The sequence below is a fragment of the Nitrospirota bacterium genome (assembly GCA_016214385.1).
GTDB lineage: Bacteria > Nitrospirota > Thermodesulfovibrionia > UBA6902 > JACROP01 > JACROP01.
On the sequence record JACROP010000071.1, the window covers coordinates 1 to 11,644 of the forward strand.

13 protein-coding genes are annotated in these 11,644 nt (G+C 43.1%); 9 read left to right on the forward strand and 4 right to left on the reverse strand.

Going from position 1 to position 11,644, the window contains the following annotated elements; all coding sequences use genetic code 11:
- Window positions 1–85: 85 nt before the first annotated feature.
- Together HZC12_04285 and HZC12_04290 are read right to left on the reverse strand one after the other, a co-directional pair.
- Window positions 86–277, reverse strand: a complete 192-nt coding sequence (locus HZC12_04285) for a toxin-antitoxin system, antitoxin component (protein MBI5025945.1) — start codon at window positions 275–277, stop codon at window positions 86–88.
- A 224-nt stretch (window positions 278–501) separates the two neighbouring features.
- Complete coding sequence (locus HZC12_04290) at window positions 502–984, reverse strand: adenosine-specific kinase (GenBank protein MBI5025946.1); 483 nt, start codon at window positions 982–984, stop codon at window positions 502–504.
- 136 nt (window positions 985–1,120) lie between these two features.
- Between HZC12_04290 and HZC12_04295 the strand changes: the two genes are divergently transcribed.
- The 5 genes from HZC12_04295 (at window position 1,121) to HZC12_04315 (ending at window position 6,306) form a co-directional block, all read left to right on the forward strand.
- The gene (locus tag HZC12_04295; GenBank protein ID MBI5025947.1) at window positions 1,121–1,684 is read left to right on the forward strand and encodes a DUF4390 domain-containing protein; all 564 of its coding nucleotides are present in this window, start codon (window positions 1,121–1,123) and stop codon (window positions 1,682–1,684) included.
- Entirely contained in the window at window positions 1,681–3,741 is a 2,061-nt protein-coding gene (locus tag HZC12_04300; GenBank protein MBI5025948.1) for a HAMP domain-containing protein, read from the forward strand. The genes HZC12_04295 and HZC12_04300 overlap by 4 nt, the downstream gene beginning before the upstream one ends.
- Before the next feature lie 9 nt (window positions 3,742–3,750).
- Window positions 3,751–5,100, forward strand: coding sequence for a sigma-54-dependent Fis family transcriptional regulator (locus tag HZC12_04305; GenBank protein ID MBI5025949.1), 1,350 nt, complete (start codon window positions 3,751–3,753; stop codon window positions 5,098–5,100).
- 61 nt (window positions 5,101–5,161) lie between these two features.
- Complete coding sequence (locus tag HZC12_04310) at window positions 5,162–5,359, forward strand: cold shock domain-containing protein (GenBank protein MBI5025950.1); 198 nt, start codon at window positions 5,162–5,164, stop codon at window positions 5,357–5,359.
- Between the two features lie 323 nt (window positions 5,360–5,682).
- Window positions 5,683–6,306 carry a phosphoribosylanthranilate isomerase gene (locus HZC12_04315; GenBank protein ID MBI5025951.1) on the forward strand — a complete coding sequence of 208 codons (624 nt, stop codon included), beginning with the start codon at window positions 5,683–5,685 and terminating at the stop codon, window positions 6,304–6,306.
- A 103-nt stretch (window positions 6,307–6,409) separates the two neighbouring features.
- On the opposite strand, the gene HZC12_04320 is transcribed toward HZC12_04315, so the two are convergent.
- Window positions 6,410–6,715, reverse strand: a complete 306-nt coding sequence (locus HZC12_04320; protein MBI5025952.1) for a type II toxin-antitoxin system RelE/ParE family toxin — start codon at window positions 6,713–6,715, stop codon at window positions 6,410–6,412.
- Window positions 6,715–6,975, reverse strand: coding sequence for a type II toxin-antitoxin system Phd/YefM family antitoxin (locus tag HZC12_04325; protein MBI5025953.1), 261 nt, complete (start codon window positions 6,973–6,975; stop codon window positions 6,715–6,717). The genes HZC12_04320 and HZC12_04325 overlap by 1 nt, the downstream gene beginning before the upstream one ends.
- Before the next feature lie 272 nt (window positions 6,976–7,247).
- Between HZC12_04325 and trpB the strand changes: the two genes are divergently transcribed.
- The 4 genes from trpB (at window position 7,248) to HZC12_04345 (ending at window position 11,635) form a co-directional block, all read left to right on the forward strand.
- Window positions 7,248–8,447 (forward strand): tryptophan synthase subunit beta, encoded by a 1,200-nt coding sequence (gene trpB, locus HZC12_04330; GenBank protein MBI5025954.1) that lies wholly within the window; start codon window positions 7,248–7,250, stop codon window positions 8,445–8,447.
- Entirely contained in the window at window positions 8,444–9,220 is a 777-nt protein-coding gene (locus HZC12_04335) for a tryptophan synthase subunit alpha (GenBank protein MBI5025955.1), read from the forward strand. The genes trpB and HZC12_04335 overlap by 4 nt, the downstream gene beginning before the upstream one ends.
- A 1-nt stretch (window position 9,221) precedes the next feature.
- A complete protein-coding gene (locus tag HZC12_04340) occupies window positions 9,222–10,073 on the forward strand; it encodes an acetyl-CoA carboxylase carboxyltransferase subunit beta (protein ID MBI5025956.1) in 852 nt (283 codons plus the stop codon).
- A gap of 200 nt (window positions 10,074–10,273) precedes the next feature.
- Window positions 10,274–11,635, forward strand: coding sequence for a bifunctional folylpolyglutamate synthase/dihydrofolate synthase (locus HZC12_04345; protein MBI5025957.1), 1,362 nt, complete (start codon window positions 10,274–10,276; stop codon window positions 11,633–11,635).
- Window positions 11,636–11,644 lie beyond the last annotated feature (9 nt).

Here is an 11,644-nt window from a genome sequence, read left to right on the forward strand (position 1 = left end):
GGGATATCAACAGCCTTAACATCAGGGTGGTATCTAAGCTTAAATGGCAAAGCTACCAAACCTCACTATGTTTTACGGCTATTGCTTAGGTGAAGATTTTCTCCCTTTTTTCAGCAAATTTTGACATAGCTATATCTTCTTCCATTTCCAATGCCTCTTTTACCAGATCACGGACCTTAAGTGAAAGTGATACGCCTTCTTTCTCTGCAAGATGCCGGACGCTGTTGTAAATCGGCTTTTCCAGCACAACATTAATTCTTGGATTTTTTGCCGGCATATTATATTACCTCCTTTTTTGTAGTGTAACACTTATAACACACCAAATCAACATCTATTTTTAAAGTTCATTTGAAATTTCTGATTTCTTCTTTAATTGAGGGGTATTTCTTGGTTAATTTTTTAAGCTCTTTTGAGAAATTATCTGCCTGCCTCGCTGCAAGGCGGGTAGGAACAATCCTATAGCTCATTGATTAGATCTTCAAAGGTAATAGCTCACAACCTTTACAGCTTATATCCTATCTTTCTAAGAAACTCTTTTCTATGAGCCCTGTCAGAGATGCCCTCTATGCCCTTTGGTGAAAAACCATCTACAATTCCTAAAACTCCCCTTCCCTGTCCAGTCTCGGCCACAATCACTTCCACCGGGTTTGCAGTCGCACAGAAAATAGAGCACACCTCCTGGCACGCCTTTATAGCATTGAGAATATTAATCGGATAAGCATCCTTCAAAATTATACAGAAGAGATGCCCTGCGCCAACGTCAAAGACGTTCTTTGTAGCCATCTCTATCAGACTGCTGTCGTTGCCCTCATTTCTTATAAGGCATGGGCCTGAAGCTTCAGCAAATGCTATACCAAACCTGGCCTGCGGCACAGTTGCTGCTATTATCTCATAAAGGTCCTCTGCAGTCTTTATAAAATGGGTCTGGCCGAGGATTATGTTGCAGCCTTCAGGGACGCCAATCCTTATAACCTTTAATTCCATGTAAACCTCCTATTAAAAGACCGTAATGGGTTATGCGTAATGGGTAATGAGTTTTAAGGGAAAAGCGGATTACCCATCACGACTTATTGATATGTTATAATCAAAATAAATTTTTCATGGCTTGTCAAGCAATAAAATGAGAAACCAGAGCATAAGCCTTATTGTAGCAGTCATTCTCAGCATATTTATCCCCATAAAAGCGCAAGGCTCCGATATTTCAGGCCCTGATGTAAAAATACAGGGCAATGAAATTATTGTGAGTACAGTTTACCATGAAAAACCCGCCATGGAAACAGAGATAAAATCAGGGGTTGAGAAGGAACTTATCTTTTCGGTAGAACTCTTCAGGGTCTGGAGCTTCTGGCCTAACGAGTTTGTCAAGGGAAAAAATTTTCAAAAGATCATTCAGTATAATAATCTGAAAGAAAAATACTGGGCATCATCCTTTGATGGCACTTACCTGAGAGAAAAGACCTTCAAAGATTACAGTACAATGAAGAACTGGGTTTTTACGGTGAACGATGTAAAATTAGCAAATATAAAAGAACTCGAGCCTGGCAAGTATTTTGTCAGAGTCACAATTGAATCCAGATTAAGGAAACTCCCCCCTTTAATAGGTTATCTCCTGTTTTTTATACGTGAAACCGAGTTTAAAGTCAGCCAGGACTCACCCTCCTTCAATATACAGGAGAACAGATGAAAAACATTAAAGGCATCTTAATTGTTTTTGCAATCTTTGTAATAACTTTTATAGTAACCATCCTGCAGTTAAAATACCTCGGCATAAAGGAAGGCCCTCTCTTTTCAAAGGTAGCCCTGCTCATATTTATAAATATCAATATCCTCTCCCTGCTTTTGCTCATCTTTTTTGTTACCCGGGGCCTGAGTAAACTCTATTTTGAAAGAAAGCAGAAAGTAATTGGTTCCAGGTTCAGGACAAAACTTGTGGTTGCCTTCGTAGGATTGACACTCATTCCCTCCATCCTGCTCTTTGTCGTCTCCAGCCGCCTGATTACCAATTCAATAAACAAGTGGTTTTCCCTGGAAATTCACAAACCCATAAAAGACTCAATGGAAGTAGCAAGGTCCTTCTATACAAGGGAGAGGGAAAGGGCATTAAGCTATGCAAAATCCATCAGTTCGGGAACAGGCGAATTCATGGAAGCACTTCCGGAAAGAAGTGCTCCATTCACTGATAAATCCTATAGGGTTATCAGGCTAAAAAAGCCTGACGGCTCTGATATTGTCAAAAACGCCTTCAATGGAACAGCAGACACAGAAGTAATATCAGTCGAGGCTGGCGATGTAATAAGAGCTGCAGCGCCTGTCCGCACAGAAGACGGCATATCAGGGGTCGTGGTGGTTGAGACAGTCCTGCCCAGAGGCATCGTTAATAAAATGGAGGCCATACGAAGGGCGCATAATGAGTACAGCCAGCTTGAGACCTTTCAAAGCCCTATCAAGCTCTTATACTTTCTTGTCCTCACCATTGCAACCCTTTTGATTGTTTTTTTAGCCCTCTGGGTCTCCCTGAGGATAGCAAAAGGCATTACTGTGCCAATAAAAGAACTTGCAGAAGCAACAAATGCAGTTGCCCACGGAAATATGGACTTCAGGATCGATACAAAACGGGAAGACGAAATAGGATTTCTTATAGATTCCTTCAACAGTATGGTCGAAGAATTAAAAGATGGAAAGCGGTCTCTTGAGCACGCATATATAGAATCGGACAGGAGAAGGCTCAGCATGGAAGCAATCCTTGAAAATATCAACACCGGGGTTATCTTCCTGGAGAATTCGGGAAGGGTTGTAACTATAAACAATGCGGCTTGCTCTATACTTAACCTCAACAGCTCTGATACTATCGGGAAAAGTTATAAAGAAATTCTTGAGCTAATAAAATCCGAAGACCTGAACCCTATGATTAAGAGGCTCGGCGAAAAGGATTCCAGCAGTGTTGAAAAAGAAATCCATGCACATATAAATGGAAGACCTGTTACATTGAGGATATATCTGACTGCTTTAAAGGACTCCAGAGGGGAAGCAATAGGCACCCTTGTTGTCTTTGATGACCTGACAGAAATCATAAAAGCCCAGAAGGCCCTTGCCTGGCAGGAAGTCGCAAAGAGAATTGCACATGAGATTAAAAACCCCCTCACCCCCATAAAGCTCTCCACAGAACGAATAATGAAAAAATGGGATGAAAAGGCCGGGGATTTTGAAGAGGTTCTGAAACGGGCTACAAGGACAATAGTCAAGGAGGTGGATGGGCTCAGGGGCCTTGTGGATGAATTCTCAAGATTCGGAAAACTCCCTATAATAAATCCTGTCTCATGCAACATAAACTCGGTAGTAGAAGAGGTGGTTGACCTCTATAAGGACTTCAAAGACATCACAATCATTACATTCCTTGAAGATATCCCGAAGATTGAAGTCGACAGGGAGCAGATAAAAAGGGCATTGATAAATCTTATAGATAATGCTATTCAGGCAAAGGCAGAAAGAATACTGCTGAATACATATTACGAGCCTGCTGTTGGACTTGCAAAGATAGAGGTTATTGACGATGGCACAGGCATAAAAGAAGAGGATAAAGACAAGCTATTTCTTCCTTATTTTTCCACAAAAAAGGGTGGCACCGGCCTCGGTCTTGCGATGGTCAACAGGATAATCACAGAACACCGCGGATACATACGGGTCAAAGACAATGAGCCTGAGGGGACCCGTTTTATTATAGAATTGCCTTTAAAGAGATAGGAGACTGAAATGACAAAGGCTACAGTGCTTGTAGTAGATGACGAAGAAAGCATCCTTGAGACCCTTTCAGGGATACTCGAAGATGAAGGTTATGAGGTAATCACAGCCTCATCCGGAGAAGAGGCTATAACCAAAGTCACAGAGTATGCCCCTGAACTGATTATTCTTGATGTATGGATGCCAGGGATAGACGGCATCGAAACCCTCAAAACAGTCAAGGGGCTTAATAACGACTCAATGGTAATAATGATCTCGGGGCATGGCAGTATTGACATTGCCGTGAAGGCGACAAAGCTTGGCGCCTATGACTTTCTCGAAAAACCACTTTCACTCGAAAAAGTTCTCATCCTCGTAAAAAGGGCATTAGAAAAGCAACACCTCGAAAAAGAAAACATAGCCCTGAGGCACAGCATGATCGAGGCATGGGAAATAATCGGTGAAAGCCAAAAAATGACGGCCCTCAGAGATGAAATAGCAAAAGCAGGCCCGTCTCAGAGCAGGGTCCTTATTTTAGGTGAAAGCGGAACTGGAAAGGAGCTGGTAGCGAGGGCGCTTCATGCAGCAAGTGACAGGAAAGACAGGCCATTTGTGGAAGTAAACTGCGCTGCCATCCCTCATGAACTCATTGAGAGCGAACTCTTCGGCCATGAGAAGGGTTCTTTTACAGGGGCATTTGAGCGTAAAAAGGGGAAATTCGAGCTGGCAGACGAAGGAACACTCTTCCTCGATGAGATAGGAGATATGGCCATCGCAACACAATCAAAAGTCTTAAGGGTTATTGAAACCCAGGAATTTCAAAGAGTGGGTGGAGCAAAAAATATTAAAGTCAATGTAAGATTAATAGCGGCAACAAACAAAGAACTTTCAGAGGAAATAAAAAAAGGCAATTTCAGGGAAGACCTCTTTTACAGGCTTAATGTAATCCCCATAAGCATCCCTCCGTTGCGGGAGAGAAAAGAAGATATCCCCCTGCTCGTTGAGCACTTTCTCAAAGCCTTTGCCGCACAGTACGGTCAGAGGCCAAAAACTATAAGCAAGGCTACCCTCGATGCCCTCCTGTCTTACGACTGGCCTGGCAATGTACGGGAATTAAAAAACACCATCGAACGATTTGTCATTATGAGCACGCCCCACTCCCAGACCATTGACATAAGATACGTGCCTACCATTAAAGAGGGCAGGATTGATTATTACAGCTACAAATCCCTCAAAGACGCCAGGGACGCCTTTGAAAAAGATTTCATACTCAAAAGACTTGAGGCGAACAACTGGAATATCTCAAAAACTTCCGAAGACCTGGACATCGAACGAAGCAATCTTCACAGAAAAATCAAGGCATTTGGTATAGATACGCCATAATCGCAATGGTTATTGTTTGTCCAAGAATTGAGATTTTGAGATACCTTTTAAGAGATTTTGTTTGACTTTTTATAGACGGTGGTTCAATGAGTCCAAAGGTTTCGGCTTCATCGCAAGCGAAGACGGTGGCGATGTATTTGTCCACTACTCTTCCATTCAAGGCAATGGATTTAAGTCGCTAACTGAAGGCGATGCAGTCAGCTTTGATGTTGAGAAAGGTCCAAAGGGTCCTAAGGCAATCAATGTAGTTAAACTTTAATTGACTGTAAAAAAGCCCTCCTGTTTGTCAGGAGGGCTTTTTTTATTTACGGCTTCACATATGCATAGCCTTCATGCTGGTTAACTTCTTGTAGTCCTCCCAAAAACAATATTTACTATAATTGTGAGTTACAATTGGCGGGAGGCCTGAAAGAGGGGAAGAATGTATAAAACCTTTCAGGCTTCATAGCTATGTGAGAGAGCAATACAAATGGAAGGATTGGGGTTAGAGGTCAGTAAGCTGTAGTCACTCGAAACAATCTTTGTTATAATCGTGTAAAGTTACAATCGATGTTTAAGGCAGATGAGCCTAAAATATAAATCATGGTTAAAGTAAAAATCTGCGGCATAACAAATATCGAAGACGCCTTAGCCGCCGTTAAATTTGGCGCAGACGCCCTCGGCTTTGTCTTTTATAAGGGAAGTCCACGAGTTATTACCCCTGACAGGGCAAAGGATATTATCTCCAAACTGCCTCCGCTGGTCTCTACTGTCGGGGTTTTTGTAAATGAAGACCTCAGGGAGATAAAGAGGATTATACAGCATGCCGGGCTCGATACTGTTCAACTACATGGAGATGAACCGCCTGAGATGTGCGCTATCAGCCGGAGGATTATAAAGGCCATAAGGGTCAAAGACCTCACAGACCTCGAACCTTTATCAAGATATAAAGTATCGGCATTTCTGCTTGACACCTATACCCCTGAGACCCTCGGCGGTACAGGCCAGATTTTTAACTGGGACATTGCTGTTGAAGCAAAACGCTTTGGCAGGATAATCCTTGCAGGAGGCCTTACTCCACAAAACGTGGCAGAAGCAATACAATGGGTCAGGCCATATGGGATTGATGTGGCTACAGGGGTTGAAGGGGCAAAAAAAGAAAAAAAAGACCATGCCAAAATGAAACTTTTTATCCACCGGGCCAAAAGCGTTCCTGAAGAGAGCTAGGCATCACCATTCGCTTTATAGACAGAGGCAATTCGTATGTTCTACAGGGCGTTACCCTTAATGGTGGAGGCTTGGGGGTCATAGGTGACACCTTAATAACCCTCTACCGCTCCTTAAGCTTTAAAACTAACTTGAGGGTTTCCTCGTATATCCTCTCACGCGGGCCTATTGCAATAATCTCTATCTCTTTCATAGACGAAATCCTGGAAATCCTGTAGATTATTCTAAACCTGCTTACGCGGAAACTTCTTAACCCTGAAAGTTCATCTTTAAGCTCCTTTCCTGAATTCGGGTCTGAGAGGATCATTTGAAGTGATGTCTTGACTTTTCTCCTGAGATGCGGATGCATATTACGGATAAGTGATGTCACATCATCAGGAACCCTGAGTTTATATAATGGGCGCTGCATTATTTAAACAGTTCATCCAGTGTGTAACGGTGCGATTTTCTGCTTTTTAATGCCCTTAATCCCCTTTTAATCTCGCTCATGAGTGATGCGTCAGAACGGATGGCAATAGTCTCTTTCAGGCTTTCAAATTCATCAGGGCTTATTAAGATAGCCGCGGGTGAGCCGTTTTTTGTGATGACAATCTCCTCATCTGTGGTGTTTACTACCTCCACAAGGCTGCTAAGCTTCATCTTTGCCTCTGATAGCGATAATGTTTTCATTCTGACCTCCTTTCTGGTCGACCAAAATTACGACTAAAATAGCATAAATCTTGCGGAACAGTCAATAAGACGCATTGCCTCATCAAAAATCTACTCCAAAATGAATCGTTGCCTTATTTTCGAGTAGATTTTTACGTGAGACAACAGGGGTAGATTTTCCTTGCAGTTTTTTAACCCTTTGACAGGCAAGTTCCTTGGCAGGAAAAGGAGGGACTTGAGAATCAGGAAGTTGTAGCCTTTTTTAGAGGTAAACCTGTGTTATAATAGCCAGCATGAGTAAAGACCGTAAAGCCCCTGATAAGGCAGGCCATTTTGGCATCTATGGCGGCAGGTTTATCCCTGAAACCCTCATGCCTGCCCTTATTGAGCTCGAGGAGGCCTACAGAAAATACAAAAAAGACAGAGATTTTCTCAAAGAACTCATTTCCCTTCAGAGGGACTACATAGGCAGGCCCACGCCCCTGTATTTTGCGAAAAGGCTCACAGAGCACCTTGGTGGAGCAAAGATTTACCTGAAGAGAGAGGATTTGTGTCATACAGGGGCTCACAAGATTAATAATGCTGTTGGCCAGGCCTTGCTCGCAAAGAGGATCGGGAAAAAAAGACTCATCGCAGAGACAGGGGCAGGCCAGCACGGAGTCGCAACTGCCACAGGCGCTGCCTTTGTCGGATTGGAGTGTGAGATCTATATGGGTTCTGTGGACATGCAAAGGCAGGCCCTGAATGTCTTCAGGATGAGGCTCCTCGGTGCAAAGGTCACTGAAGTGCCGATTGGCTCGAAGACGCTTAAGGACGCTATAAATGAGGCGTTGAGGGACTGGACGACCAATGTGAGAACGACCCATTATGTGATGGGCACGGTCTTCGGCCCCCATCCATTCCCTTCGATGGTCAGGGATTTCCAGTCTGTCATTGGCAAAGAGGCTAAAAAGCAGATACTCCAGGCGGAGGGGAGGATGCCTGACTATCTGATCGCCTGCGTTGGCGGTGGAAGCAATGCCATGGGACTGTTCTATGCATTTCTCGATGACGATGTGAAGATGGTCGGTGTTGAGGCTGGAGGGAGAGGGATCGAATCAGGAGAACATGCAGCGCGGTTTGCAGGCGGCTCTCTGGGCATCCTCCAGGGATGCAAGACCTATCTGCTTCAGGATGGAGATGGCAATATCCTCGGCACACATTCCGTCTCTGCTGGATTGGATTATGCAGCTATCGGACCCGAGCATCCCTATTTGAAAGATATAGGAAGGATTGAATATACATATGCGACAGATGAAGAGGCGCTCAAGGCTTTTGAACTCTTAAGTAACACCGAGGGTATTATCCCCGCGCTTGAATCCGCCCATGCAATCTCAGAGGCAGTAAAGATAGCATCAAAACTTCCAAAGGACAATATCATCATCATAAATTTATCAGGCAGGGGAGATAAGGATGTACAGGAAGTGGCAAGGATTAAAGGAATAGGGTTATGAGCCGAATAGCTGGTGTATTAAAAAAACTCAAAAAGGCCAATAAAAAAGCTTTTATTCCATACATTATGTCAGGAGACCCGAATCTTGAGGCCACGGAAAGGTTTGTTATTGAGCTTGAGGAATGCGGGGCAGATATTATCGAACTCGGAGTCCCATTCACTGACCCGCTTGCTGATGGGCCCACAATACAGAGGGCCTCTGAGAGGGCATTAAAACAGGGTGTCACACTTAAAAAAGTCCTTGCCTTTGTCGAAAACATAAGGCAGCGCACAAAAATCCCTCTCGTGCTCATGACATATTATAACCCTGTATTTAAGTATGGCGATGAGGCATTTATCAAAGAGGCTGTACGGGTTGGTGTTGATGGCGTCATAATCCCTGATTTGATCCCTGATGAGGCAGGTGACTTTATAAAGACTGCAAGGAAATATGGCCTTGATACGATTTTCCTCCTTGCACCAACAAGCACGGAAGACAGGATTAAAAAGGTAGCCAGGGCATCAACAGGTTTTATTTACTATGTATCCATCACCGGTATTACAGGAGCAAAACTCTTTATAGATGATCCCATGAAAAATACATTAACTTTAGCCAGTACAATTGCAAAGAAACCAGTGGCAGTAGGCTTCGGGGTCTCAAATCAGGAAGAGGCATCTATAGTTGCAGAAATTTCTGATGGCGTTATAGTCGGCAGTGCAATAGTCAAACTAATCGCAGAAGGCAAAGATATAAAAGATTTTGTCAAAGGCCTCAGAGAGGCGATTGGATCTTAATATGGCATGGTTTAAGAAAGACAAAAGCACAATTCCCAAAAAGGTCAAGATACCCGAAGGGCTATGGGTAAAATGCGACAATTGTAAGGAGATCGTTTACCGCAGAGAGGTAGAAAAAAACCTCAAGGTCTGTCCGAAATGTAACTACCACTTCAGGATTTCTGCGAGAGACCGTATAACCCTCCTTGTAGACAATGGCAGTTTTCAGGAAATAGAGCCCGGTCTAACTTCAGACGACCCATTAGATTTTAAAGATCAGACATCCTATAAAGAACGTATAAAGGAATCGCAGAAAAAAACAAATATCAAAGATGCTGCAGTTGCCGGGACTGCAACTATAGACGGTTATGAAGTTGCGCTTGTGGTTCTTGATTTTGCATTTATGGGAGGGAGCATGGGCTCTGCTGTTGGAGAAAAATTCACAAAGACTGCTGAAAAAGCCATCAAACATAAACTCCCTTTAATCTCCATCTCCTCTTCTGGTGGTGCCAGGATGCAGGAAGGCATACTCTCCCTTATGCAGATGGCAAAGACATCTGCTGTGATAGCCAGGCTAAAGGAGGCAGGACTTCCATACATATCAATCCTTGCCGACCCAACTTTTGGAGGGGTAACCGCAAGTTTTGCCATGCTGGGGGACATAATTATTGCAGAGCCAAAGAGCCTCATAGGCTTTGCCGGGCCAAGGGTTATTGAACAGACCATAAAACAGCAACTGCCTGAAGATTTTCAGCGGGCTGAATTCCTCCTGAGCCATGGAATGATAGACATGGTGGTAGACCGCAAAAATATAAAGCAAACTCTCTCCAGGCTCCTACCTCTACTATTTGAACCCAGTAACACCCGAAAGTGAACCAAAAATAGAGATAGAACTAAATAAAACTATTAAGACGGATAGGGAAGTCTGGTGAAGAATTTTTATACGACACCTTAATAAAAAGAACCTTATGGAACTGGTAAAAACTTTGAAATTAAAGAGGATAAAACAGAATATAAATAATCTGTCGATTATAAAAATTCTGAGACAGACTTCCCTATCGGCAATTGGGGGGGGTGAACCAACTCATGGCCATACCCCGTAAGGACCATCACCGAAAATCAGCCTTTCCTATTTCTATTTCCAGGTATCAGGATTCTGTAGATTACCTGTATAGCCTGCAGAAAGATGTCCTCGGAAACCCGCAGAAAAATTTTTCTTCAATCCACATCGCAGGCACCAACGGGAAAGGCTCGACCTCTGCAATGATTGCATCAATCCTCATGGGATGCGGCTTTAAGACAGGGCTATACACATCTCCGCATTTAGTGAGTTTTACAGAAAGGATGAAAATCAATGGCCTGCCAATAAGCGAGTCTGATGTAATAGACATGACTGGATACATACGCAAGCTCACATCTGAAAGGGCTCCTGATCTACTCCCAACTTTTTTTGAATTTGTTACAGCAATGGCCTTTTATTATTTCTCCATAAATAAAATTGATTGGGCAGTTATTGAAACAGGCATGGGTGGCAGGCTTGATGCAACAAATGTGATTATTCCACAGGTATCCGTAATAACAAATATTGGTTATGACCATAAAGAATTCTTAGGAGATACTATTAGAGAAATTGCTGCAGAAAAGGCAGGGATTATAAAACCCGGAATACCTGTTGTAACAGCAGCCGCTCAGAGCGATTCAATAGAAACAATAAAAGCCGCTGCAGAAAGACAGGATTCTCCTGTATATCTCTATGGAAAGGATTTTTCAGGTAGTATTACATCATTAGACAGCAGACATCTAAAATTTGACTATCACGGGTTTAGACACTACTCTGGCCTTACTCTCCCCCTGACAGGCAGGCACCAGCTTTATAATGCATCCATTGCAATAAGGGTATGCGAGCTTTTAATGCAGAAGTCGGTACGACTCGCAACCGAGGGTCTGCCCATTCACGAAAAAAATATAAGAATGGGCCTCAAAACTTTAAGGTGTGAAGGTCGCCTCGAATGGGCTTCAAAAGCACCTGATATAATACTTGATAGCGCCCATAATCCCGAGGCTGCAAATGCCCTATCTGAATCAATCAAAGAAATTTTCCCTGAAAAGAGTATCATCCTTATCGCAGGAATAATGAAAGACAAAGATATAGATGGAATCCTGAGACCTTTATCATATATCTCAGATAAAATAATACTGACAAGACCTAAGGGCGAAAGGGCAGCAACCACTGAAAGGCTCAAAAAAGGTTTAAAAGGCTACACAGGAGATATAAAAACAACTGACACAGTATCAGAAGCCCTGAAACTTGCACGGACACTTTATAAAGAAGGAAACCTTATAGTTGTGACCGGTTCTTTTTATACAACAGGTGAGGCAAAGGAGGTTTTAGGACAATCAAGACTCTCTTCACACCTTTCAAGATTAAGGGAATAGGCACCTTCT